Annotated in this window: 23 protein-coding genes, 1 tRNA gene and 1 pseudogene (1 of these 25 cut by a window edge); 16 read left to right on the top strand and 9 right to left on the bottom strand. The window is 71.0% G+C overall.

Annotated elements, in window-relative coordinates; all coding sequences use genetic code 11:
- Positions 1–33 precede the first annotated feature (33 nt).
- On the top strand, positions 34–3,504 hold the full coding sequence (gene mfd, locus ACFE65_RS05840) for a transcription-repair coupling factor (RefSeq protein WP_375381430.1): 3,471 nt from the start codon (positions 34–36) through the stop codon (positions 3,502–3,504).
- Positions 3,505–3,608: 104 nt separating this feature from the next.
- Here mfd and ACFE65_RS05835 read toward each other — a convergent pair whose 3' ends face one another.
- Positions 3,609–4,028 carry a YybH family protein gene (locus ACFE65_RS05835; protein ID WP_375381404.1) on the bottom strand — a complete coding sequence of 140 codons (420 nt, stop codon included), beginning with the start codon at positions 4,026–4,028 and terminating at the stop codon, positions 3,609–3,611.
- Positions 4,025–5,662, bottom strand: coding sequence for an EAL domain-containing protein (locus tag ACFE65_RS05830; protein WP_375381403.1), 1,638 nt, complete (start codon positions 5,660–5,662; stop codon positions 4,025–4,027). Before ACFE65_RS05830 ends, ACFE65_RS05835 begins: the two co-directional genes overlap by 4 nt.
- Before the next feature lie 75 nt (positions 5,663–5,737).
- On the opposite strand from ACFE65_RS05830, the gene moaA reads away from it, so the two are divergent.
- From moaA to ACFE65_RS05775, 11 genes are all read left to right on the top strand, one after another.
- On the top strand, positions 5,738–6,751 hold the full coding sequence (moaA, locus tag ACFE65_RS05825; RefSeq protein ID WP_375381402.1) for a GTP 3',8-cyclase MoaA: 1,014 nt from the start codon (positions 5,738–5,740) through the stop codon (positions 6,749–6,751).
- Entirely contained in the window at positions 6,748–7,527 is a 780-nt protein-coding gene (locus ACFE65_RS05820) for an NAD kinase (RefSeq protein WP_375381401.1), read from the top strand. Before moaA ends, ACFE65_RS05820 begins: the two co-directional genes overlap by 4 nt.
- 64 nt (positions 7,528–7,591) lie before the next feature.
- Positions 7,592–7,666 (top strand) — tRNA-Asn (locus ACFE65_RS05815).
- A 151-nt stretch (positions 7,667–7,817) separates the two neighbouring features.
- Positions 7,818–8,525, top strand: coding sequence for a hypothetical protein (locus ACFE65_RS05810; RefSeq protein WP_375381400.1), 708 nt, complete (start codon positions 7,818–7,820; stop codon positions 8,523–8,525).
- A 127-nt stretch (positions 8,526–8,652) separates the two neighbouring features.
- Positions 8,653–9,366: a response regulator gene (locus ACFE65_RS05805; protein ID WP_375381399.1), complete on the top strand. Its 714-nt coding sequence runs from the start codon at positions 8,653–8,655 to the stop codon at positions 9,364–9,366.
- Complete coding sequence (locus ACFE65_RS05800; protein ID WP_375381398.1) at positions 9,335–10,918, top strand: stimulus-sensing domain-containing protein; 1,584 nt, start codon at positions 9,335–9,337, stop codon at positions 10,916–10,918. The genes ACFE65_RS05805 and ACFE65_RS05800 overlap by 32 nt, the downstream gene beginning before the upstream one ends.
- Positions 10,912–11,331, top strand: coding sequence for an HPr kinase/phosphorylase (locus ACFE65_RS05795; protein WP_375381429.1), 420 nt, complete (start codon positions 10,912–10,914; stop codon positions 11,329–11,331). The genes ACFE65_RS05800 and ACFE65_RS05795 overlap by 7 nt, the downstream gene beginning before the upstream one ends.
- Complete coding sequence (gene rapZ, locus ACFE65_RS05790; protein ID WP_375381397.1) at positions 11,328–12,257, top strand: RNase adapter RapZ; 930 nt, start codon at positions 11,328–11,330, stop codon at positions 12,255–12,257. Before ACFE65_RS05795 ends, rapZ begins: the two co-directional genes overlap by 4 nt.
- A 19-nt stretch (positions 12,258–12,276) precedes the next feature.
- The gene (locus ACFE65_RS05785) at positions 12,277–12,684 is read left to right on the top strand and encodes a PTS sugar transporter subunit IIA (RefSeq protein WP_375381396.1); all 408 of its coding nucleotides are present in this window, start codon (positions 12,277–12,279) and stop codon (positions 12,682–12,684) included.
- Positions 12,681–12,980, top strand: coding sequence for an HPr family phosphocarrier protein (locus ACFE65_RS05780; RefSeq protein WP_375381395.1), 300 nt, complete (start codon positions 12,681–12,683; stop codon positions 12,978–12,980). Before ACFE65_RS05785 ends, ACFE65_RS05780 begins: the two co-directional genes overlap by 4 nt.
- Positions 12,981–12,995: 15 nt before the next feature.
- The gene (locus tag ACFE65_RS05775) at positions 12,996–13,793 is read left to right on the top strand and encodes a TrmH family RNA methyltransferase (RefSeq protein WP_375381394.1); all 798 of its coding nucleotides are present in this window, start codon (positions 12,996–12,998) and stop codon (positions 13,791–13,793) included.
- A gap of 114 nt (positions 13,794–13,907) precedes the next feature.
- On the opposite strand, the gene rmuC is transcribed toward ACFE65_RS05775, so the two are convergent.
- Together rmuC and def are read right to left on the bottom strand one after the other, a co-directional pair.
- Positions 13,908–15,353 (bottom strand): DNA recombination protein RmuC, encoded by a 1,446-nt coding sequence (gene rmuC, locus ACFE65_RS05770; RefSeq protein ID WP_375381393.1) that lies wholly within the window; start codon positions 15,351–15,353, stop codon positions 13,908–13,910.
- A 285-nt stretch (positions 15,354–15,638) separates the two neighbouring features.
- Positions 15,639–16,199: a peptide deformylase gene (gene def, locus ACFE65_RS05765; protein ID WP_375381392.1), complete on the bottom strand. Its 561-nt coding sequence runs from the start codon at positions 16,197–16,199 to the stop codon at positions 15,639–15,641.
- Positions 16,200–16,334: 135 nt separating this feature from the next.
- Between def and ACFE65_RS05760 the strand changes: the two genes are divergently transcribed.
- Positions 16,335–17,168, top strand: a complete 834-nt coding sequence (locus tag ACFE65_RS05760; RefSeq protein ID WP_375381391.1) for a hypothetical protein — start codon at positions 16,335–16,337, stop codon at positions 17,166–17,168.
- A 98-nt stretch (positions 17,169–17,266) separates the two neighbouring features.
- Positions 17,267–17,641: an STAS/SEC14 domain-containing protein gene (locus ACFE65_RS05755; RefSeq protein WP_375381390.1), complete on the top strand. Its 375-nt coding sequence runs from the start codon at positions 17,267–17,269 to the stop codon at positions 17,639–17,641.
- A gap of 50 nt (positions 17,642–17,691) precedes the next feature.
- Here the strand turns inward: ACFE65_RS05755 and recR are convergent, their stop codons facing one another.
- Positions 17,692–18,288, bottom strand: coding sequence for a recombination mediator RecR (recR, locus tag ACFE65_RS05750; protein ID WP_375381389.1), 597 nt, complete (start codon positions 18,286–18,288; stop codon positions 17,692–17,694).
- 131 nt (positions 18,289–18,419) lie between these two features.
- Between recR and fmt the strand changes: the two genes are divergently transcribed.
- Together fmt and truA are read left to right on the top strand one after the other, a co-directional pair.
- Positions 18,420–19,334, top strand: a complete 915-nt coding sequence (gene fmt / locus ACFE65_RS05745) for a methionyl-tRNA formyltransferase (protein ID WP_375381388.1) — start codon at positions 18,420–18,422, stop codon at positions 19,332–19,334.
- The gene (truA, locus tag ACFE65_RS05740; protein ID WP_375381387.1) at positions 19,331–20,068 is read left to right on the top strand and encodes a tRNA pseudouridine(38-40) synthase TruA; all 738 of its coding nucleotides are present in this window, start codon (positions 19,331–19,333) and stop codon (positions 20,066–20,068) included. Before fmt ends, truA begins: the two co-directional genes overlap by 4 nt.
- 106 nt (positions 20,069–20,174) lie before the next feature.
- On the opposite strand, the gene ACFE65_RS05735 is transcribed toward truA, so the two are convergent.
- The 4 genes and pseudogenes from ACFE65_RS05735 to ilvD all read right to left on the bottom strand — a co-directional run.
- Entirely contained in the window at positions 20,175–21,383 is a 1,209-nt protein-coding gene (locus tag ACFE65_RS05735) for a class I SAM-dependent RNA methyltransferase (RefSeq protein ID WP_375381386.1), read from the bottom strand.
- Positions 21,380–22,747 (bottom strand): NAD(P)H-hydrate dehydratase, encoded by a 1,368-nt coding sequence (locus ACFE65_RS05730; RefSeq protein WP_375381385.1) that lies wholly within the window; start codon positions 22,745–22,747, stop codon positions 21,380–21,382. Before ACFE65_RS05730 ends, ACFE65_RS05735 begins: the two co-directional genes overlap by 4 nt.
- Positions 22,744–23,058, bottom strand: a complete 315-nt coding sequence (locus ACFE65_RS05725; protein WP_375381384.1) for a hypothetical protein — start codon at positions 23,056–23,058, stop codon at positions 22,744–22,746. Before ACFE65_RS05725 ends, ACFE65_RS05730 begins: the two co-directional genes overlap by 4 nt.
- Positions 23,059–23,251: 193 nt before the next feature.
- Positions 23,252–24,722: pseudogene (ilvD, locus tag ACFE65_RS05720) on the bottom strand (dihydroxy-acid dehydratase); it runs 250 nt beyond the window's last position.

The following is a 24,722-nucleotide window of genomic DNA, read 5'->3' as shown; positions in this document are numbered from 1 at the left end:
ATGAACGGCGATTACGAGTATCGCACTCACGTCATGCCCGACCTCAAGACGATCCTTTCGGCCACCCGGCCGCTGACCCTGTCCGGCGTTCCCGGCGGGTTCCTGCCGTCGCTGCTCGCCGATCTCGCGCGCGCGGCGCCGCGGCGGCTGGTGTATGTCGCGCCCGACGAGGCGGCGATGCGCGCTGTCGCCGCGACCGCGCCCTATTTCGCGCCCGAGCTGGAGATCATCCAATATCCGGCCTGGGACTGCCTGCCCTATGACCGCGCCAGCCCCACGCTACGCGTCCAGGCGGAGCGGATCGCCGCGCTGCACCGGTTGCAGGCGACTCCGGCAGGTCCGCAGCTCGTGCTCACCACCGTCAACGCCGCGACCCAGCGCACGCTGACGCCGTTCCGCCTGCGCCAGCTCGTCGCGACGCTGAAGGGCGGCGAGCGGATCGGGCGGGACCGGGTGGCGGCGCTGCTGGCGGCGAACGGCTATACCCGGACCGAGACGGTCCACGACCAGGGCGAATATGCCGTGCGCGGCGGCCTCGTCGACCTGTTCCCGAGCGGCGAGGAGCAGGCCGTGCGGCTCGACTTCTTCGGCGACGAGATCGAGAGCGTCCGCACCTTCGACCCCGCCGACCAGCGCACCACCGGGCGCGTCGACCGGTTCACGCTGCTGCCCGCGTCCGAGGCGCTGCTCGACGAGGAGTCGGTCAAGCGGTTCCGCGGCCGCTATCGCGAGCGCTTCGGCGCTACCGCGACCGGCGATCCGCTATACCAGGCGGTGAGCGACGGGCGTCGACTCGCGGGCATGGAGCATTGGCTGCCGCTGTTCGAGGACAAGCTGGTCACGCTGTTCGATCACCTCGGCGACACTTCCGCCGGTGAGGGGACGATCGTGGTGCGCGACTCGGGCGTGGCCGCGGCGGCGGATAGCCGGTTCGACTCGATCACCGACTATCACGAGAACCGCGTCCGTGCGGAGGGCGCGCAGCCCGGCAGCTATCGCCCCCTGCCCGCCAAGGCGCTGTACCTCGATCGCCAGGAGTGGGCCACGCGGCTGGCGGACGCGACCGCGCACCTCGTGTCACCATTCCACGAGCCGCAATCGGCCGCCGTGCTCGACTTCGCGGTCGACGGCCCGCGCGATTTCGCGCCCGAGCGGGCGGCGCAGGAGAATGTCTACGAGGCGGTGGTCGCGCACATCGTCCGGTTGCGCAAGGACGGGCGCAAGCCGGTGCTGGCGAGCTATTCGGTCGGTGCGCGCGAGCGGCTTTCCGGGCTGCTCAAGGACCATGACCTGACCGGCATGCGCCCGGTCGAGACGTGGCAGGAAGCGCTTGGGACATCGGCAGGCGGCGTCGCGCTGATCGTCCTGCCGCTAGACCACGGCTTCACCGGGCCCGGCGTCGCGGTGCTGACCGAGCAGGACATGCTCGGCGACCGGCTGGTCCGCCGCGCCAAGCGCCGCAAGTCGGCCGACGCGTTCCTGGCGGAACTCGCGACTCTATCGCCGGGCGACCTGGTGGTCCACTCGGAACATGGCATCGGCCGCTATGAGGGGCTGACGCAGGTGCCCGTCGCCAAGGCGCCGCACGATTGCGTCGCGCTGTCCTATGCGGGCGGCGACAAATTGTACGTGCCGGTGGAGAATCTGGAGGTTCTCTCCCGCTACGGCTCGTCGGACGAGGTCGCGACGCTGGACCGGCTGGGCGGCGAGGGATGGCAGCGGCGCAAGAGCCGGATGAAGGAGCGGATCCGCGAGATCGCGGGCGAGCTGATCGCGACCGCCGCCGAACGCGCGCTCCACCCGGGCGACATTATGGAGCCGGACCATAGCGGCTATCCGAGCTTCGTCGACCGTTTCCCCTACACGGAGACCGACGACCAGGAGCGCGCGATCGCCGACGTGATCGACGACCTCCAGGCGGGCAAGCCGATGGACCGACTGGTCGTCGGCGACGTCGGCTTTGGCAAGACGGAGGTCGCGCTGCGCGCCGCGTTCGTCGCGGCGATGGCGGGCAAGCAGGTGGCGGTCGTCTGCCCGACGACGTTGCTCGCCCGCCAACACTTCAACAACTTCTCCGCCCGCTTCGAAGGCTTCCCGATGAAGATCGGTCGGCTGTCGCGCCTCGTCACCGCCGCCGAGGCCAAGACGACGCGCGACGGGCTGACGGCGGGCACCGTCGATGTGGTGATCGGCACCCACGCGCTGCTGGCCAAGAACGTGGATTTCAAGCGGCTCGGTCTGGTGGTGGTGGACGAGGAACAGCGTTTCGGCGTCACCCACAAGGAGCGGCTGAAGGCCCTGCGCGCCGACGTCCACATGCTGACGCTGACCGCCACGCCGATCCCGCGCACGCTGCAGATGGCGATGAGCGGCATCCGCGACCTGTCCGTCATCCAAACGCCGCCGGTCGATCGGCTGGCGGTGCGCACCTACATCATCCCGTGGGACCCGGTGGTGCTGCGCGAGGCGCTGCTGCGCGAACATTATCGCGGTGGCCAAAGCTTCGTCGTCACGCCGCGCGTCGCCGACCTGCCCGACATCGAGGAGTTCCTGAGGAAGGAAGTGCCCGAGGTCCGCTACGTCGTCGCGCACGGCCAGATGAGCCCGTCGCAGGTCGAGGAGCGGATGAGCGCCTTCTACGACCGCAAGTTTGAGGTGCTGGTGTCGACCACCATCATCGAGAGCGGTATCGACATCGCGTCCGCCAATACGATGATCGTCAACCGCGCCGATCGGTTCGGGCTGGCGCAGCTCTACCAGCTCCGCGGGCGCGTCGGCCGGTCGAAGACCAGAGCCTACGCCTACATGGTCACCCCGCCCGAGCGGATGGTGACGGAGGCGGCGGACAAGCGGCTGAAGGTGCTGTCCGATCTCGACTCGCTCGGCGCCGGTTTCCAGCTCGCGAGCCACGACCTCGACATACGCGGCGCAGGCAACATGCTGGGCGACGAGCAGTCGGGGCACATCAAGGAGGTCGGCTTCGAACTCTACCAGTCGATGCTGGAGGAGGCGATCATGGAGGCCAAGGCGGGTGGCATCAAGGCCCGCGCCAAGGACCTGTCGCCGCAGATCAACGTCGATGCGCCGATCCTCATCCCCGAAGACTATGTGCCGGACCTCGACCTGCGCATGGGCCTGTATCGCCGCCTCAACGACGTAGAGGATCGCGCCGGGATCGACGGCTTCGCGGCCGAGATGATCGACCGGTTCGGGCCGTTGCCCGAGGCGACGGCCAACCTCGTTACGGTCATCGAGATCAAGCTGAACGCGAAGGCCGCCTGCGTGTCGAAGATCGACGTCGGGCCAAAGGGCGCGCTGGTCGCGTTTCAGGACGATACGCCGCCCAACATCCCGGGCCTGCTCGCCTATGTCGAGCGACTAGGGGGCGTCGCCAAGCTGCGGCCGGACAGCAAACTGGCGATCACGCGCGCGTGGGGCGATCCGGCGGCGCGGCTGAACGGTGCGCTGCAACTGTCGAAGGGGCTGGCGAAGGCGGCGGTGTGAAATAACTACGTCATCCCAGCGAACGCTGGGATCTCGTTCGACGAAGTACCGAGCCAACGAGACCCCAGCTTTCGCTGGGGTGACGGGCGGGGCGGGAACGGTCGCTACCCGCTATGATCCGCGACGATGCGCCAGCCCTCGCGCCGGTGCTCGAACAACAAGGTCGTCGGCCCGTCCTCGCCGGCACCCACGCCTTCCAGATGGTATCGCGCGAACACCATGAGGTGAGCGGGGTCCACCGGCCGGGTTCCCAGGATCGCGAAACTCAGCCGGCCGCGCCGGTTGCGCCCGCCCGCGAAGCTCGCGCGGTAGTGGCCGGCGATCGCGTCGCGGCCCTGGACGAGGCCCGCCTTCGTCACGAACGTCGCGTCGGGCGCGTAGATCGCGACGAACCGCGTGAGGTCACCGGCGTTCCAGCCCTCCGCGCTGTCGGCGAGCGCGCGCTCGACCCCGGCGCGCGGCGTGGCGGCGGGCGCGGCCGCCAGCAGGATCGGGAGCATCGCCATCGCGATCGATCGCATCATCGGTCCTCCAGCAGGCGGGCAAGCGCATCGATGCCGATCGGCTCGGCGCACAGGAAACCCTGGTACAGGTCGCAGCCCAAGGCGGCGAGCCGGTCGCGCTGCTCGACCGTTTCGACGCCCTCGACGATCGTGCCGAGCCCCAGAGCCCGCGCGATGCTGACCACGCCGTCGAGCACTGCGCGGTCGCGCGCCGAGCCGGTGACGTCGCGGGTGATCGCCTTGTCGATCTTGAGGTAGTCGATCGGCAGCGCCTTGAGATAGGCGAGGCTCGAATAGCCCGTGCCGAAATCGTCCAGCGCCACTCGGCACCCCGCCGCGCGCAGCCCGGCGAGCGCCGCCGCCGCGGTGTCCAGGTCGAGGATCAGCCCGGTCTCCGTCACCTCCACCGTCAGCCGATCGGCCTGGAAGCCGCTCGCCGCCACCCGGGCGAGCACGCGATCGGCGAAGCCCGGCGCGGCGATGTCCTGCGCCGTGACGTTGATCGCGAGGCGCAGGCGCGCGAGCGGCCCGGTCCACGCCGCCGCTTGCCGCAGCGCGAGCGTCTGGATGTGCGCGGACAGCGCGCCCGACAGCCCGCCCCGCGCCGCCGCCGCCAGCAGAGGCTCGGCGCCCAGCGTGCCGAGTCGCGGGTGCGCCCACCGCGCGAGCGCCTCGACGCCGACGATCCGCGCGTCCGAAAGCGTCACCTGCGGCTGGAACAGCAGCTCGACCTCGCCACGCTCGATCGCGTGATGCAGATCGACGGCCAGCGCGTCAGGCCCGTCGTCCGCCGGCGGCGCGTCGGCGCGAGCCGCCTGCACCTGCTCGCGCAGCCGGTCGAGCAACGCCATGCCGTTCTCGCCCGTCACCGGAGCGGTGAGCGCGATGCGATGGCCGACGCTCACGGTAGCGCCGGCCGCGACGAACGGCTCCGACAGACGCGCCGCGATCCCGCTGGCGACGAGCGGGCCGACGTCGGCGGGCCGCTGCGCCACCCGGTCGGGCACGACCAGAAACTCCGATCCCGCCACCCGCAAGACCATCGCCGCGGCGCCGAGCGCATCGGCCGCCGCCTGCGCGATGCGGCGCGCGGCACTGCCGAGCACCTGATCGCCCACCGCGCGGCCCCAGGCGGCGTTGACCACCTCGAACCGTTCGAGCGCGACGAGCAGCACGGGCGCGTCGTGGCCGTCCGCCAGCACGGCGTCGACCCGGGCGAGCGCACCGCCGGGTCCCGCCCATCCGCTCGCCTCGCCCGGCCAGTCGCGGTCCGATGCCTCCAACCGCGCGACGTGAACGGCGGCGCTGGCCAGGATCAGCGCCAGCGTCTCGGCCGACGGATCGACGGCCGCATGGGTGGCGCCGACGCCCAACGCCTCGCGCAGCAGCGGCGCAGCGCCCGTCGCAACCAGCGCCCCGCCCCGGCGCGCGACCGCACGGCTCAGCGCCCGCCAGCCTGTCGGCAACCGGTCCAGCCCGGAAAGGTCGGCAAGCGCGATCTGGACGGGGCCGTCGAGGAACGCCGCCGCCGGGTCCGGCCCCTCGCCGTCGATCACGCTCCAACCAAACGGCTTCAGGTCGGCGCGACGGGTGACGGCCTCACCGAACGCCAGGAACACCGGCCGGCCCTCCGCCGCATCGTCCCCCTGGCTCATGGCGAAGCTGTAGCAAGCGCCCGCGCGCGGTCCAACGCCCTTGTTTGCGCCTCCCGTGCGTCCTAGCTGCCGTGCATGGCGAACCCCACCGAACCCACGGCATCGCCCATGATCGACCGGCACGGCCGCACGATCAGCTACCTGCGCATCTCCGTCACGGATCGCTGCGACCTGCGCTGCCGCTATTGCATGGCGGAGCAGATGACCTTCCTGCCCCGGTCCGCGCTGCTGAAGCTGGAAGAGATCGCGATCATCGCCGAGCGGTTCATCGCCCGCGGCGTGCGCAAGATACGCCTGTCGGGCGGCGAACCGCTGGTCCGCCGCGACGTCGGCGAGCTCGTCCATCGCCTGGGGAGGCATCTGGGGGCCGGGCTCGACGAGCTGACGATGACCACCAACGGCACCCGGCTGGCGCAATATTCCGGCGAGTTGGCTGCATCGGGCGTCCGGCGGATCAACGTCAGCCTCGACAGCCTCGACGCCGATCGCTTCCGTCACATCACCCGCCATGGCGATCTGGCGCAGGTGCTGGGCGGCATCGCGGCGGCGCGCGCGGCGGGGCTGGCGGTGAAGATCAACACGGTCGCGTTGAAGGGCCTGAACGAGGATGAGCTGGGCGCGATGCTGGGCTGGTGCGTGGCGGAAGGCCATGACCTGACGCTGATCGAGACGATGCCCTTGGGCGCGATCGACGAGGATCGGGTGGACCGGTTCCTGCCGCTGACGACGGTGGTGGACCAGTTGCGCGTCGACTTCCCGCTGGTGCGCGACGATCATCGCACCGGCGGCCCGGCCCGCTATTGGCGGGTCGAGGGCACCGCCACGCGGCTCGGCCTGATCTCGCCGATGACCGCCAATTTCTGCGATGGGTGCAACCGCGTCCGGCTCACGACGGAAGGCAAGCTTTATCTGTGTCTCGGCCATGACGAGCAGGTCGATCTGAAGGCGGCGTTGCGGAACGGCGGCATCGCGGCGTTGGACGCCTCGATCGACCAGGCGCTGACGCTGAAGCCCGCGCGCCACGATTTCCAGATCGCCGCCGGCGCTGCCCCTGCGGTTCGCCGGCATATGAGCGTCACCGGCGGATGACCGCCTTCGCACGGCGGGCGCTGGTCGCTTCGCCGACCGCGCCGGCACAGGCGGCGGCGGCCGAACTGCGGGAGATGGGCGATTGGGTCCCGCTCGATCAGGCGGACGTGGTGATCGCGCTGGGCGGCGACGGGTTCCTGTTGCAGACGCTGCACGCCGCGCTCGAGCGTCCGGGATCCGGCGCGCCGGTGTTCGGGATGAACCTTGGCACGGTCGGCTTCTTGATGAACGAGTGGCGGCATCACGGCCTTGATGCGCGGCTCGATCGCGCGCGGCCGTTCAAGGTCGTGCCGCTCAGCATGACCGCGACCACCGTCGACGGACGCACGCGAACCCTGCCCGCGATCAACGAGGTCTCGCTGCTGCGCGAGACGCGGCAGACCGCGAACATCCAGGTGACGGTCAACGATCGCGTGGTGCTCGACAGCCTGGCCTGCGACGGCATCCTCGTCGCGACGCCGGCGGGCTCCACCGCCTACAATTTGTCCGCGAGCGGGCCGATCCTGCCGCTCGGCTCCGCCCTCGTCGCGCTCACGCCGATCAGCCCGTTTCGCCCGCGTCGGTGGCGCGGCGCGATCCTGCCGGACAAGGCGCGGATCGGGTTGCGTATCCTGGATGCCTCAAAACGCCCCGTGTCTGCCGTCGCAGACCAGCGCGAAATCCGCGACGTCGCCGAAGTGCGGATCGAGATGGACCGCGGTCGCGAGCTGACGCTGCTGTTCGATCCAGAGCACGCGCTCGACGACCGGATCACCATGGAGCAATTCATCGCGTGACGCTCCCGCCCAACCAGGGTTGCATCCGCGGACGCGGTGCGTATAGCGGCGAGACCGAGCGCATTCCCTGATAGCTCAGCGGTAGAGTAGGTGACTGTTAATCACTTGGTCGTTGGTTCGAATCCAACTCAGGGAGCCATCGCGATCAGGCCTAAGCGCCTGATCGCCCAGAGGATCCTGAAATCGGCGACATGATCTGTGGTCGGTGGAGCCGATCCGTTCATCGCCCGTTCCACTCGTGTCGCCCATGACGATGCGCTGTCGTCGGTTGACGGCTTGGAGATACGAGGATGAGAACGTTTCGCTTCGGGCGCGGGCTGATGGCCGCGGCGCTCGCTTCCGCAACGCTGCTGGCGGCCGGCTGCGCGACGGAGACAAACTATCGCCCCGCGACAGGCCAAGGCTTCGATCGCACCGGCTATTCGGAGCGGATGGTGGAGCCCGGCCGCTGGCTGGTCACCTTCGCCGGCAACACGGTGACGCCGCGTGACACGGTAGAGCGCTACCTTCTGTTTCGTGCGGCAGAGCTGACACTGCAGCAGGGTGACGACTATTTCGTGATGGTGGACCGGGACACCGATCGCCAGACGCGGACTTATTCGACCGGCCTCGGCTATGGTGGCGGGTTCGGCGGATTTGGCGGCGGGTACGGTGGCTTTGGTGGTGGGTTCGGCTACGGTGGGTTCGGTGGCGGTTTCTGGGGCCCCTCATGGCGCTATCACGGCATCGGCGGCTGGGGCGGCTGGGGCGGCTTCGGCGGCTACGACGACATCCAGACGGTCGACCGGGTAGAGGCGGAAGCGCAGATCGTCATGAACCGGGGTCCGGTTCCGACCGGCAACGTCCGCGCGTTCGATGCGCACGCCGTGGTGCGGACGCTCGGGCCGTCGATCGTCCTGCCCAAGGACGGCGGTGGTCGCCCGCCGGCTTACGGTCGGTACGGTGGGCCGGGGCCGGGTGTTCCGACCCCGCCGCCCGCCGGCGGTTCGTATCAGTGACGAAAGGGGCCGGGGCGGAGACGCCTCGGCCCTTTTGCTGTCGGGGCCAGGCGGCGCGGGTGATGACGGTTGAGCGTGCCCGGCTCTTGTCCTACCCCATGGCCATGACCCGTCCAGGCCCCAGGCGTTGACAGCCACGATCGCGCTGGTCGACGACGATCGCAATATCCTTACGTCGGTGTCGATCGCGTTGCAGGCCGAGGGGTTCGTCACCCGCCTCTATTCCGACGGCGACACCGCGCTTCGCTCGCTGCTGGACAACCCGCCCGATCTGATCGTGCTCGACATCAAGATGCCGCGCATGGACGGGCTGGAGCTGTTGCGTCGCCTCCGCGAGCGGGTCACGACGCCGGTCATCTTCCTTACCAGCAAGGACGACGAGCTGGACGAGGCGCTGGGCCTGGCGATGGGCGCGGACGACTATATCGCCAAGCCTTTCTCGCAACGGCTCCTGATCGCCCGCATCCGCGCCATCCTGCGCCGGGCCGAACTTGCTCAACCGATCGCAGCCGACGGGTCCCCTGCCCCTCCGGCCGAGGAGGCGATCCGCCGCGGTCGTCTGTCCATGGACCCGGCGCGGCATCGCGTTTCCTGGGGCGAGGCGGTGGTGACGCTCACCGTCACCGAGTTCCTGATCCTCGAAACGCTAGCGCAGCGCCCCGGCGTCGTGAAGACGCGCAACCAGCTGATGGACACGGCCTATCACGACGACATCTATGTCGACGACCGTACCATCGACAGCCACATCAAGCGCCTGCGCCGCAAGTTCCGCCAGGTCGATCCCGAGTTCGATGCGATCGAGACACTCTATGGAGCCGGTTATCGCTTCTCGGACGGTTGAGACCGATCTTGCACTGCGCTGGTCGGGCAACCTCTCGCTCACCCGGCGCATCCTGGCGGTCAACATCTTCGCGCTGGCGATGCTGGCGGGGGGGTTCTTCTATCTCGACTCTTATCGATCGCGGCTGGTCGACTCGCGGCTCGGACAAGCCTCGCGCGAGGTGCGGCTGATCGCCGAGGCGCTGGTCGGCGCGTCGGCGCAAGCGCGGCAGCCGTTGATCGTCCGGTTGTCCCGCGACACCGGCGCGCGCATCCGCCTGTTCGCGGCCGACGACAAGCCGATCGCCGACAGCCGGTCGCTCGGCGTGCGCAACCTGGTGTTGCACGATCCCTCGCAGCAGGGGTGGCGGATGGAGGTCGCGCGTTGGCTCGACGCCATCATCGACATCGTCGTCGGGAGCCCTCGCCCGCCGCTCTATCGCGAGCGCACCGACGGGCGCGGCTGGCCCGACGTGCAGGCGGCGCGATCGACGCGGGCGCGGGTCGCCACCGTGTGGCGCGCGCCGGACCGGACCCCGGTGCTCACCGCCGCCGCGCCGCTCGGCGACGGGACGGTGGTGATGACCACCACAAACGCGCGCGACATCACCGGCACGGTGCGCAACGAGCGGTTCCGGCTGAGCGTCGTGCTGCTGATCGTCGCCATCGTGTCGATCCTGCTGTCGCTTTTCCTCGCGCGAACCATCGTGCGCCCTCTGCGCCGGCTGGCGCGTGCGGCGGTGCGGGTGCGGCTGGGGCGCGCGCGCGAGGTGGTGGTGCCCCGCCTGCCGGACCGGCGGGACGAGATCGGCAGCCTGGCGCGCGCGCTGTCGGACATGAGCCTAGCGCTGCGGGCGCGGATCGACGCGACCGAGGCGTTCGCCGCCGACGTGACGCACGAGCTCAAGAACCCGCTAGCCTCGCTGCGCTCCGCTGTGGAGGGCCTGTCGATGGTCAGCGACCCTGCGCTCCAAGAACGCCTGCTCGGCATCGTGCGCGAAGACGTGCATCGGCTCGACCGGCTCATCACCGACATCTCGGAGGCGTCGCGCCTCGACGCGCAGCTCAGCCGCGCGAAGTTCGAACCGGTCGACGTCGACGCGCTCCTCGCCGGCCTCATCCACCAGCGCACGCAGCGCGGCGTCGAGCGCGGCGTGCGGGTCCGCTACGATCATCGGCCGGCCGAGCAGCTCGTCGTGGCCGGCGAAGGCGCCCGGCTGGAACGCGTGTTCGAGAACCTGCTCGACAATGCGATCTCCTTCTCCCCCGACGGTGCGATCGTCTCCGTCGCGGCACAAGCGGATGGCGCCATGCTCGACGTGCGGCTGGAGGACGAGGGCCCGGGCGTGCCTTCCGATGCGCGCGAGGCGGTGTTCCGGCGCTTCCACTCGGTTCGCCCGGAAGGCGAGGCGTTCGGGCGCCACTCCGGGCTGGGGCTGGCGATCGCCCGGACGATCGTGGACGGCCACGGCGGGACCATCCTGGCCGAGCCGCGTGAGGATCGGCTGAGCGGCGCGCGCTTCGTCGTCCGCCTGCCGCTGGCCGAACGTCTACCATCGACCGACCGATCGTGAACGCGCCCGCCGGAACAATCCACGCCACCACGGTCGCGATCCGCGACCGGGCCGTGCTGATCGAGGGACCGTCGGGCGCGGGCAAGTCCGATCTCGCGCTTCGGCTGATCGATCGCGGCGCGGTGCTGGTGAGCGACGATCGCACCTGTCTCGCCTCCGAGGACGGCACGCTGTATGCGGAGGCGCCGGCGACGATCGCGGGCAGGCTGGAGGTGCGCGGCGTGGGGATAGTCGACATGGCCTCCCAAGGCCCCCTGCCCGTCGCGCTCGTCGTCGTCCTGGGCGAGCCCGAGCGGCTTCCCGAGCTACGGACACGCGAGTTCGCCGGCGTCGCGGTCCCGGCGGTCACGATCCGGCCGTTCGAGGCGTCCGCGCCGATCAAGGTCGAGCTCGCGCTGGCCCGGATCGCATGAGCGATCAGCCGCAGGAGATATTGCTCGTCACCGGCCTGTCGGGCGCGGGCAAGTCCACCGTGCTCAAGACGCTGGAGGATCTGGGCTGGGAGACGGTGGACAACATGCCGATCCAGCTTCTCGACCGGCTGCTCGACGCGCCGATGCCGGAGGGCGCACCCGACACACAGCCGCTCGCGGTCGGCTTCGGCGCGCGCACGCGTGACTTCGTGCCCGAGCGGATCGTCGCCCGCATCGAGGCGCTGCGTGCGGCGAAGGACCGCGACGGCGCGGGTCGCGAGATCGGCCTGCTGTTCCTCGATTGCGCGGGCGTTGAGCTGGAGCGCCGCTACGACGAGACGCGGCGGCGGCATCCGCTCGCGCTCGACCGCCCGGCCGGCGACGGCATCGCCCGCGAGCGCGAGCTGCTGGCGCCGCTGCGGCGATGGGCGAACCGGCTGATCGACACGACCGATCTGTCGTCTCATCAACTCGCCGGCCAGATCCGCGACACGTTCGGGCGTGAGGGACTGGGCGACACGACGTTGCAGCTCCTGTCCTTCGGCTTTTCGCGCGGGCTGCCGCGGCAGGCCGATCTGGTCTTCGACATGCGGTTCCTGCGCAACCCGCACTGGGTGCCGGAGCTGCGCCCGCGCACCGGGCTCGACCCCGACGTCGCCGCCTATGTCGCCGCCGACCCGGCCTATGAAGAGGCCGTCGGGCGGATCGAGGAGCTGCTCGGCCTGCTGCTTCCCCGCTACCATGCGGAGGGCAAGGCCTATGTCACCGTCGCGATCGGCTGTACCGGAGGGAAACACCGGTCCGTCCATGTGACGGAGCGGGTGGCGGGGTGGTTGCGCGAGCATGGTTTTTCGCCCACGGTCGTCCATCGGGATATGGCGACCGCCCCGCAGGACTCGCTCGAGGGTCCGCCGGCACGCCGATGATTGAGGCGCAGGCGTACGCATGATCGGGCTGGTTCTGGTGACGCACGGCCGGCTAGCCGACGAGTTCGTCACCGCGATGGAACATGTCGTTGGCAAGCAGGAGCGTGTGCGGACGGTCGCGATCGGGCCTGACGACGACATGGAACAGCGCCGTGCCGACATCGCCGCCGCGATCGCCGACGTCGATACGGGCCGCGGCGTGATCCTGCTGACGGACCTGTTCGGCGGCACCCCGTCCAACCTCGCAATTTCGTTGCTGGAACGCGGCCGGGTCGAGGTGATCGCAGGCATCAACCTGCCGATGCTGATCCGGCTCGAATCGGCGCGCAAGGCGATGGGCGTCACCGCCGCGGTCGCCGCCGCGCGCGAGGCGGGGCGCAAGTATATCTCGGTCGCGTCCGAGGTGCTGGGCGAGGCGGCGGCGTGAGCGGCAATGCGAGCGAGGGGGCGGGCCGGGTCGCCAGGACGGTGCTGATCGCCAACCGGCGCGGGCTCCATGCACGCGCGTCCGCCAAGTTCGTGACGCTCGCCGCCACCCAGCCGGTCGAGGTGTCGGTGGAGAAGGACGGCTCCGGCTCGGTCACCGGCACGTCGATCATGGGTCTGATGATGCTGGGCGCCGCGATGGGCGACCACATCACGATCAGCGCCGACGGCGCGGGCGCGGAGGTCGCGGTGGGCGCGCTCGCCGGTCTGGTCGAGGCGAAGTTCGGCGAGGACTGACCGGCCGCGCCTCTCATGCCCCGCACGATCACCGCTTTTTCCAACCCGCTGGTCCGCGAGGTGCGCAACCTGCGCGACAAGCGGCACCGGCGCGAGCAGCGGCGGTTTCTGGCCGAAGGGCTGCGCATCCTGACCGAGGCGCGCGAGACCGGGCGGGTGCCGGAGTTGTTGTTCTATGCGAGCGGCACCGCCCACCCGTTGCTGGCCGCGCTGGTCCGCAGCGTGGAGGCGGCGGGCGGCGAGGCGATCGAGACGACGCCCGACATCCTCTCCAAACTGTCGGGCAAGGACAATCCGCAGACGGTGGTCGGCGTGTTTGACGAGTTGCCGACCGATCTGGAGCGGCTCGACCGGAGCGCATCGGGCATCTGGCTGGTGGCGGAACGGCTGCGCGATCCGGGCAACCTCGGCACCATATTGCGCACCGGCGACGCGATCGGCGCGGGCGGGCTGATCCTGATCGGCGAGTGCGTCGACCCCTTCTCCGTTGAGGCGGTGCGCGCGAGCATGGGGGCGATCTTCACGGTTCCCGTGGCGCGCGCCGGGTGGGACGCGTTCCTGCCGTGGCTGCGGTCCGGGCCGGGGCAGCTCGTGGGGCTGAGCCTGGACACCGACACCGATTACCGCGCCGCCCGCTATGCCGCGCCCGCGTTCCTGCTGACCGGTAACGAGGCGCAGGGCCTACCCCCGGACTATGCCGCCGCGTGCGATCTGCTGGTGCGCATTCCGATGCTCGGCAAGGCGGACAGCCTGAACGCCGCGGTCGCCACGGCGGTGATGGGGTATGAGGTGCTGGCGCAACAGCGGGGATAATGCTCCGTATTCCTCGTCACCCCGGCCTTGAGCCGGGGCCCCGCTGCCTCCTGCCCGCGCGCTAGAAACGGGGCCCCGGGTCAAGCCCGGGGTGACGGATAGTTTGTACGCTTCTCACTCCACTGCCGTCAGCTTCGTCAACGGCCGCACCGCGCTCTCCACCGCTGGCGGTGCCTCGATCGCCTTGCCGCCGGTGTCGATGTTCAGCGCCTCGAACCGGCGCGCGCTCGTCAGCACGTTGCTCTCCAGGCTGCCGACAAACGCGCCATAGGCCGACACCGCGCTTTCGAGGTTGCGCCCCAGCCGCCCGACATGCCCGCCCATCACCGACAGCCGCGCGTACAACTCCTTGCCGAGCGCGGCGATCTCGCGCGCCTGGCTCGCCAGTTTCTCCTGCCGCCACACCGCCGACACGGTGCGCGCGATCGCGATCAGGTTGGTGGGCGTCGCCAGCAGCACGCGGCGATCGAAGGCGAAGTCCCACAATGTCGGGTCGTGCTCCAGCGCGGCGGACAGGAAATGCTCGCCGGGCACAAACATGACGACATATTCGGGCGAATCGTCAAACTGGCTCCAATACGCCTTGTTGCCGAGCCCGTTGACGTGCGCGCGCATCGACGCGGCGTGGGCGGCGAGCCCCGCATGCCGCTCGCGCTCGTCCACCGCGCCGAACGCGTCCTGATAGGCGTTCAACGACACCTTGGCGTCGATGATGAGCGACTTGCCGCCCGGCACCTTCACCACCGCGTCGGGGCGCAGCCGGCCGCCCTCACCATCGGCCACCGAAACCTCCATCTGGAAGTCGGTATGCTCGGCAAGCCCGCACGTCTCCAGCACGTTGCGCAACTGCTGCTCGCCCCAGCGGCCGCGCGACTTGGGCGCGTTGCGCAGCGAGTTGACGAGCTTCGCCGCCTCGCTCGACACCTTTTCCTGCCCGATCCGCATCGAGTCGATCAGCCCGGTGAGGTTGCCGAACGCGTCGCGCCGCTCCGCCTCGACACGCGCGACGCCCTCCTCGTAACGTTGCAGCCGCTCGTTGACCGGCTGGAGCAGCGCCTTCAGCCCCGCGCCGGCATTCTCCTCGGACTGGCGGAAACGCGCGTCGGCGCGTTCGAGGAACTGGCGCTGCGCGTCGCCGAGCAGCTTGTTCGCAACCTCGCCGAACTGGCCGGCGAGCACGTCCTTCGCCTCGCGCAATTCGGTCAGCCGCGCGTCGGCCGATTCGAGCTGGGCCGCCAGCCGCGCCTCGAACGCGTCGGCCTGCAGGTCCATCTTCTCGTCGAAGCCCGCGACCTCCGCCTCGAGCCGGGCGACGCGGGTGCGTGCCACCTCCCGCTCGTCGCGCGCGCCGTCGAGATCGATCCGCAGCCGGTCGGCGACGGCGGCGCGCTGCTCCGCGCCGGCGAGGTCGACGATCGCACGGCGGAAGTCCGCCTCACGCGCGTCGCGCTCGCCCTGCGCGGCCCTGGTCCCGCGTGCGCCCGCCAGCCAGCCGAGTACCAGGCCGACCGCGAGCGCGAGGAGCGCCGCGACGACGATCAGCAGCGTGGCGCCGGTCATGCGGCTTGGCCGGCTAAGGTCGCAAAGGTCCTACCATCCTCGCGTGCGCGCGTGCGGGCCGGAAGGAGGCCGGACGATTGGGGATGGAGCGGACACTGCGTCATGTGCGGGAACGTATCACGAACGTCCTATGATCGACAAGTGGTCCGCGGCCCCCCTTTCCCGTCATCCCGGACTTGATCCGGGATCCCGCTTCTTCCCGCGGCTAGAAGCAAAGCGGGACCCCGGATCAAGTCCGGGATGACGGGAAAGGGTGGGGCGACGCCGCAAGGTTCCGCAAACCCCTCACCCCGCCTTGCGTGCCTTCGCGAGTTTGCGCATCACCATGTCGCGCTTCAGCCGCGAGATGTGGTCGATGAACAGCACGCCGTTCAGATGGTCGATCTCGTGCTGCATGCACGTGGACATAAGGCCGTCCATGTCCGCCTCATGTTCCGCGCCCTGCTCGTCCAGCCAGCGGACGCGGCAGCGCGCCGGCCGCGTCACCTCCGCATATTGATCGGGAATCGACAGGCAGCCCTCGTTGTAGGTCGACAGCTCCTCGCTGACCCAGACGAGCTCGGGATTGATATAGGCCTTGGGGTCGCGGACGCGCTCGGGCTCCGCATCTTCGGCCTGCACCTCTGCCGGCTCTCCATCCACCGCCGCCCGCTCCTGCAGGTCGATCACCACCACCCGCGTCAGCACGCCCACCTGCGGCGCGGCGAGGCCGATCCCGTTGGCGGCGTACATCGTCTCGATCATGTCGGCGGCGAGCCGGCGCACGTCGTCGGTCACCTCCGCCACGGGCGCGCAGGTCGTGCGCAGGCGCTGATCAGGGACTTCGACGACGGAGAGGACGGGCATGGCCGCGGGCTAGGAAGCGGGGCGCAGGACGTCAAGCCGGGCGGCTCCACGAAAACAAGGCGCGCATGAAGAAGGCGTCATTCCACTCCCGCCGCATTGCGGCATGCGCCCGCGCGCTGTACGCGGCGCGTCGACATGCCCGCGGCCGCCTATTTGCCCAGCACCTATCGCGGTGCCGTGTCGCCCCGCCGCCGCCTGCTGGCGCTCGCGCTCGCCTTCGTCGTCGTCGCTCTGGTGATCGGCATGCTGCTGGGGCTGGGCATCGTGCCCGGGCTGCGCCGACCCGAGCAGAAGCCGATGATGGCGACCTTCTCGATGCTGCCGCCGTCCGAGAAGCCCGCCGCCGTCACCAAAACGGTGAAGAAGGAGAACAAGGCGGCCAGCGGCGCCGCGCCCAAGAGCGTCGTGCCGCCGACGCCACACGTCGCGCCACCGCCTCCGCCGCCCGTCGCCTCCGCCGCGCCGCCCAAGATGCTGTCGCTCAACAAGGACCAGTTCGCGTCGTCCGACATCGGCGCGCTGCCGTCGCACCAGGGCGAGGGACTGGGCGACAAGGGCGACGGCAAGGACAGCGCGGCGCCTTATGGTCCGGGCGAAGGGCCCGGCGGCGCGCCGCTCTATCCCGTCCGCTGGTATCGCGAGCCGACCAGCGCCGAGCTCGCCTTCTACATTCCAAAGGGCGGCATCCCCAGCGGATCGGCGAACATCGCCTGTCGCATGATCGAGCATTACCATGTCGAGAACTGCCGCGAGCTCGACGAGACGCCGGTCGGGTCCGGCCTGTCGCGGATGCTGCGCCAGGCGGCGTGGCAGTTCCTGGTCGTGCCGCCCCGGCGCGGCGGCAAGGAGATGCTGGGCGAATGGGTGCGCATCCATTTCGACTGGACCGAGCGCCGCGAGCGTGCGCCCGAAAGCACGGGCATCGCGGGCGGCCCTGGTCACCCGCCGCCGGACGACGACTCGCACTGATCGCGCAATTCTTAACCTATGCGTCTGGCCAACTTGAACATGCATCAAGGTGGCGGGGCGGACGACGCCTACCCCGTCGCGGCGTGCGGAGGAGTTGTATGTTCGACATCGAGATCGACGATCGGGCCGGGCTGGTGGACGTCCGCCTGTCCGGGCTGATGAGCGTGGAGGAGGCGCGCCGCTACATCGCCGACCTCGGCTCGGCCTTCATCCGCCATCACATGCGGGCGGGGTATCTGATGCGGATCGACGTCAGCCTCGCCACGCTCCAGTCGCAGGAAGTGCTCGCCGCGTTCCAGGACCATATGGCGCATTTTCCGAAGGCGCGCCGGATCGCGATCGTGACAGGCGACTCGCTCGTTCGGATGCAGGTACGCCGGGTGATGACGCAGGATTACGCCCGCGTGTTCGCGACCGCCGGCGAGGGGCTCGTCTGGCTGCTGTCCCCCGACGCGGCCGCGAGCGCCGCCTGATCGCTCGGAGTTAGTCGGACAACGCGCCTCGGCGCGTTTCAAACAAACTCTCAGCTCACCGGCCGCCGCGCGCGCATGGCCTGGGCCAGCGTGCCCTCGTCGAGATAGTCGAGCTCGCCGCCTACCGGCAGGCCATGTGCAAGCTGCGTGACGCGCACCGGGAAACGCTCGATCCGCTCGGCGAGGTAATGCGCGGTCGTCTGCCCCTCCAGCGTCGCGTTCATCGCCAGCACCACCTCGTCGATCCCGCCCGCCTCGACGCGCGCGACCAGCCGGTCGATCGCGAGGTCCTCGGGCCGCACGCCCTCCAGCGCGGACAGCCGCCCGCCGAGCACGTGGAACCGGCCGGGGAACAGCCGCGAGCGCTCTAGCGCCCAAAGGTCCGCCACCTCCTCCACCACGCACAACGCGCGCGCGTCGCGGCGCGGGTCTGCGCAGACCGAGCAGGGATCGGACGTGTCGACGTTGCCGCAGGTCGCGCAGGTCGCCAGCCGCTCGTCCACCGCCTCCAGCGCCGCGCGCAGCGGCCCCATCGCGGCATCGCGCTTCTTGAGGAGGTGCAGCACCGCGCGCCGCGCCGACCGCGGGCCGAGGCCGGGCAGACGGGCAAGCGCCTGCGTCAGCGCCTCGATCTCGGGGGATGCCATCGGCGATATATGGGCTCCCCCCGCCGTCATGCCAGCGAAAGCTGGCATCGCCTCGTTGTAGGGCGACCCCAGCTTTCGCCGGGGTGACGACGGCGGTAGGGACACCTCATGCGGCCAGAGCGAAGCGGACGATGCACATAGTCTTCATGGGAACGCCCGGCTTCGCGGTGCCGGTGCTGGACGCGCTGGTGACGGCAGGGCACGACCTCGTCGCGGCGTACAGCCAGCCGCCGCGGCCCGCCGGGCGGCGCGGGCGCGAGCTGGTCGCCTCGCCCGTCCAGCGCCGGGCGGAGGAGCTGGGCATCCCGGTGCGCTGCCCGGTGTCGCTGAAGGGCGCGGACGAGCAGGCGGCATTCGCCGAGCTAGGTGCCGACGTGGCGGTGGTCGCGGCTTACGGCCTGATCCTGCCGCGCGCGGTGCTCGATGCGCCGGTGCATGGCTGCCTCAACACCCACGCCTCGCTGCTGCCGCGCTGGCGCGGCGCGGCGCCGATCCAGCGCGCGATCCTGGCCGGCGATGCCGAGACGGGCGTTGCGATCATGCAGATGGAGGCGGGGCTCGACACCGGCCCGGTGCGACTGGAGGGACGCACGCCGGTCGCGCGCAAGACGGCGGGCGAGCTGACGGCGGAACTGGCGGCGATGGGCGCTGCGCTGATGGTGCGGGTCCTGGCGGACCTCGACGACCACCCGCCCGTACCGCAACCGGCGCAGGGCGTGACCCATGCGGCCAAGATCGACAAGGCGGAGGCGCGGCTCGATTGCTACGGCACCGCGGCGCAAGCGGAGCGGCAGGTCCGGGCGATGAACCCGGCGCCGGGCGCCTGGATCGCGATCGCGGGCGAGCGGGTGAAAGTGCTGGCCGCCGACTCGCTGCCCTTCACCTTTCCCGGCGGCGAGGGCACGACGGTCGACGGGCTGCTGACGATCGCCTGCCGCGACGGTGCGCTGCGGCCCACGCTGGTGCAGCGCGCGGGGCGCGGCGTGACGAGCACGGCAGAGCTGCTGCGCGGCTTTCCCGTCCCGGCCGGTACCATGCTGGTGTGACCCGCTTCGCGCTGACGGTTGAGTGGGACGGTCGGCCCTTCATGGGCTGGCAGCGGCAGAACCATGGCCCGAGCGTCCAGGCGGCGATCGAGCGCGCGGTGCTCGCCGTCACCGGCGAGACGGCGTCGGTCCAGGCCGCCGGGCGCACCGACGCGGGCGTCCATGCGACCGCGATGCGCGCGCATGTCGACGTGGCGAAGGACATCGCGCCGTTCCGGCTGGCCGAAGCGCTCAACGCGCGGCTGCGGCCCGATCCGGTCGCGATCCTCGCCTGCGAGCCGGTGGCGGACGATTGGCACGCGCGCTTCTCGTGCGTCGCGCGCCATTACCGCTACCGCATCGTCAACCGCCGCGCGCCGCTGACGCTGGAGCGCGGGCTCGCCTGGCTGGTGACGCGCCCGCTGGACGAGGGCGCGATGCGGGCGGGCGCCGCGCGGCTGGTCGGGCGGCATGACTTCACAACCTTCCGCTCCGCGCACTGCCAGGCGGACAGCCCGGTGCGGACGCTCGACCGGCTCGACGTGGTCCGGGACGGCGAGCGGATCGACGTGTTCGCCTCGGCGCGCTCGTTCCTGCATCACCAAGTGCGCTCGATGGTGGGCTGCCTCTCGATGGTCGGCCAGGGCCAGTGGACGCCGGACAAGCTGGCCGATGCGCTGGCGGCGCGCAACCGGGCACGGCTGGGGCTGAACGCGCCGCCGGACGGGCTGTATTTCGTGGGGGCGGAGTATTGAGTTGGTCGCCCTCACCCTTCCCACTCGCTGCGCGAGCGGGCCCCTTCCCTCTCCCGTTGGGAGAGGGAGGGAGCGCCGTCAGGCGCGGAAGGGTGAGGGCGACCGCCTACCGAACGAACCGCGCGGCCAACTCGACGTGCGTCGACCAGCGGAACTGCCCTACCGGCTGCACCCAGTCGAGCCGGTATCCGCCCGCGACTAGCGCCCCCGCATCGCGCGCGAAGCTCGCGGGGTTGCACGAGACATAGGCGATGACGGGAACGGCGCTCGCCGCCAGCGCCGCGACCTGGTCCTGCGCGCCGGCACGCGGCGGGTCGATGACGGCGGCGTCGAAGCGCGACAGCTCCTCGGCCGTGACGGGTCGGCGGAACAGGTCGCGATGCTCGACGGTCAGCGCGCGTCCGGCACGTGCGCCCGCCGACTTCAGCGCCAGCACCGCATCGCGCGCCGCCTCCGCCGCATGGACGCGGCCGGGCAGCGCCAGTGCGAAGGTGCCGAGGCCCGCGAACAGATCCACCGTCGCAGTGGATGCTCCGACGGCCTCGCGCACCGCTGCGACCAGCGCCGCCTCGCCCTCCGCCGTCGCCTGGAGGAAGCCGCCGGCCGGGAACGGCACCGGCACGCCGCCGAGCGTCACGGTCGCCGGACGCGGTTCCCAGCGTGGCTCGGACCCATAACCCTCATCGAGCGACAGGCGCGCGAGGCCATGCGCCTGCGCGAACGTGGTCAGCGCCTCGGTCGCGGCCAGCCCCTCGGCGGTGACGCCCGCCAGGCTGACGTCGACGCCGCCGTCGATCAGCGTCATCTGCACGTCGGCGCGGCGGCGCAGCTTCATCCGGGCGAGCAACTTCCTGAGCGGGCCGACGAGCGCGAACAGCTCGGGCGCAAGTACCCAGCACTCGTGCAGGTCGACGATGTCGTGCGAAGCAGCGGCGGTGAAGCCCAGCCGGACGCGTCCGCCTTTCGCTTCGGCATGCAGCGTCGCCCGGCGGCGGGTGCGCGGCGGCGAGACGAGCGGCGGGCGGACGGGCGCGGACAGGCCCTGCGCGACGAGCGCGGTCGCGACGCGGTCGGCGACGAAGCCCGCGTAGCTTGCGTCGTCGAGATGCTGGAGCTGGCAGCCGCCGCAGACCGGGAAGTGGCGGCACGGCGGCGCCTGGTGGTGCGGGCCGGGGACCACAGCGCCGTCGGCCGTCAGCGTGTCGCCGGGTGCGGCGAAGGCGGCGTGGCGGCCGTCCTCCAACACGCCGTCGCCCCGCGCGGCGACGCGCAAGATGAGGTTCGCGGCGACGCGCGGGACCGGACTGTCGTTCACAACGACGCCCGCGCGGCCGTCAGCGCGTAAGCGAGGTCGTCGGCGATGAACGCCGCCCCGCACGCGCGCGCCGCCTCGCCGTTGAGCCAAACCGCCGCGCAGGCCGCGTCGAACGGGTCCACCCCGCCGGCCAACATAGCCGCGGTTGTGCCCGCCAGCACATCGCCGCTGCCCGCGGTCGACAGCCAGTCGCTCGCGTCGCCCGCCAACGCCACCCGGCCATCGGGCGCCGCGATCACCGTGTCCGCGCCCTTGTAGGCGACGACCACGCCGGAGCGGCGAGCGGCGTCGCGCGCGCGGTCGATCTTGGAGCCCGGCAGGTCGCCGAACAGCGCCTGGAACTCGCCTTGATGCGGGGTCAGGATCACGGCGCGGCGCAGGGCGGCCAACTCCTCGGGCGATACCAAGCGCAGCGCGTCGCCGTCGATCACCAGCGGCCAATCGGTGGCGAGCACCGCCGCCACCCTGCGCCGCGCCTCGTCGTCGCGGCCGAGCCCGTTGCCGACGAGCACCGCACCGATGCGGGGGTCCGCCAGCGCCTCGGGCGACCAGGCGCGGCGCACCAACGCATGCGGCGGTCCTTCCCCACCATCGAGCAGCAGGACGTATCCGGCCCCTGCCCGCATCGCCGCCGTGCTGGCGAGCAGCGCGGCGCCGTGCATCGGCCCGGGCACGACCGCGACCATGCCGCGCGAGAACTTGTACGCGTCCGGCCCCGGTCGCGGCAGGTCAGGCCGGGCGAGCACGTGCACGTCGCTCGGCATGGCGATCCCGAGGTCGATCAGCCGCACCGTTCCGCAATAGCGCGCGCCGGGTTGCACAATATGCACCGGCTTGGCGGCGCCGAGCGCGAGCGTCAGGTCGAAACGCGGCACCCGCCCGAACACCGCGCCGTCGTCGCTCGCAACCCCGCTCGGTACATCCACCGCGATCCGCAGCCGGGCGGCGCCGGCAAGCCGGACCAGCGCGGCCTGCGCCGACTCCGGCAGCGCGCGCGAAAGCCCCGTGCCGAACAGCGCGTCGACCAGCACAGGCGCGGGCGCCGCGTCGGCCAGCGTCTCGACCGGACCCGACCAGCCGGCACGGGCGGCGCGCGCGAGATCGGTCGCCGGCTCGCCCAGCGCGGCCACGCGCACCGGCAGGCCACCCCGCGCGAGCGACGCCGCCGCGACCCAGCCGTCGCCGCCGTTGTTGCCCGTCCCGCATAGGACCAGTACCTCCGCGCCTGCCGCCAACCGATGGACGGCGGCCGCGATGCCCTCGCCGGCGCGACGCATCAGGTCGGCAAGGTCGACACCGGACGCCGCCTCCGCCTCCTTCATCCGCGCCGCCGTCAGGACGGCCGCGCCGGCGAGCGGGATCATGCGGATCGCTTGCCCACGGTCGCGGGCAGGCGGTAGCGGTCGTTGCCGATCTTCACCTCGATCTCGTCGCGACCGACGACCGTGATGGTCGCATCCTGCGCGCCGTCCGCGGCCATGACGCCACGGCCGTCGGTGGTGACGAGCAGCCGGTGGAAGCCGCCGTCGGCATGATGGAGCGTCAGGACGAGGCCGCGCGGGGACGTCTCGCGATCGACGGTGCAGGTGCGCGTCATCGTCGACGCGCCGCCGGTGGCGCACAGGATGCGGCCGTCGTCCGCGGCTTGCGCGTTGGCGGCGGCTTCGGCCTGCACGAGGGCGGGATCGGGCTGGGCGGCGGTGTTGTCGCCAGAAGGAGAATGACACGCCGCCGACAGTGCAAGCACTGACAGCCCTAATCCGTCATGCCAGCGAAAGCTGGCATCTCTGCGAGGCAGGTCCTTCCTGCGCGGAGACCCCAGCGTTCGCTGGGGTGACGGGTAGAGTAGCGATCCGGGGCGAGGCCGCTCAAATATCCGCATACACGTGCCTCTCCGCCGCCGCGCCGGGATGGGTCAGCGCGCCGGTGCGCGCCGGGCCGACGTTGCGTGAATAGCGCCACAGCGCGCCCGAGCCATAGGCGTTGACCGGCGCCCGCCAACCTGCGCGGCGGTCGGCCAGGATGTTGGGATCGACCAGCAGATCGATCGTGCCCGCCTCCGCGTCGATACGGATCGGGTCGCCGTCCTCCACCAGCGCGATCGGGCCGCCGTCGGCGGCTTCTGGCCCGACATGGCCGATGCAGAAGCCGCGCGTGCCGCCCGAGAAGCGGCCGTCCGTCACCAGCGCCACCTTCTCGCCCATGCCCAGCCCATACAGCGCGGCGGTGGTGGACAGCATCTCGCGCATGCCCGGGCCACCCTTTGGGCCTTCGTAGCGGATGACGACCACCTCGCCCTCGCGGATCGCGCGCGCCTCGACGGCGGCGAACGCGTCCTCCTCGCAATCGAACACCCGCGCCGGGCCTTCGAACACCAGCCGGTGCATGCCCGCGACCTTCACGATCGCGCCGTCGGGGGCGAGGCTGCCCTTGAGGCCCACGACGCCGCCGGTCGGCGACAGCGGGTCGGTCACCTCGCGGATCACCTTCTGCTCCGGGTTCCACGTCACCCGGTCGATATTCTCCGCGAGCGTGCGGCCGGTGACGGTCATGCAGTCGCCGTGGAGCAGGCCTGCACCCAGCATCGTCTTCATCAGCATGTAGACGCCGCCCGCATCGTGCATGTCGCGCGCCACATATTGCCCACCGGGCTTCAGGTCGGCGAGATAGGGCGTCGAGCGGAAGAAGCCGGCGACGTCGAACAGGTCGAGCTCGATCCCCGCCTCGCTCGCCATCGCGGGCAGGTGCAGCGCGGCGTTCGTCGATCCGCCGGTCGCCGCGACGATGCGGCATGCGTTCTCGAACGCGTCGCGGGTGCAGATGTCGCGCGGGCGCAGGTTGCGCTCCACCAGCTCCATCACCTGCACGCCAGCGGCATGCGCGATCTGCTCGCGGCTGGCATAAGGCGCGGGTGCCATGTTGCTGTTGGGCAGGCTCAGCCCGATCGCCTCGGCGACGCAGGCCATGGTGTTGGCGGTGAACTGCCCCCCGCACGCGCCCGCGCCGGGGCAGGCGACCTTCTCCAGATCGTGCACCTCCTCGAGCGGGCATGCGCCGGCGGCATAGCGGCCGACGACCTCGAACACGTCGACCACCGTCACGTCGCGGTCCTGGAACCGACCGGGCAGGATCGATCCGCCGTAGACGAAGATCGACGGCACGTTCAGCCGGAGCATCGCCATCATCATGCCGGGCAGCGACTTGTCGCATCCGGCGAAGCCGACGAGCGCGTCGTAGCAATGCCCACGCACCGACAGCTCGACCGAGTCCGCGATCACCTCACGGCTGACCAGCGACGACTTCATGCCCTGGTGGCCCATCGCGATACCGTCGGTGACG

Origin of the sequence: uncultured Sphingomonas sp. (assembly GCF_964237335.1) — a bacterium.
In the GTDB taxonomy this organism is placed as follows: Bacteria; Pseudomonadota; Alphaproteobacteria; order Sphingomonadales; family Sphingomonadaceae; genus Sphingomonas.
Note: the sequence above shows the minus strand (reverse complement) of the source record. Positions and strands in the feature narration are given on the sequence as shown.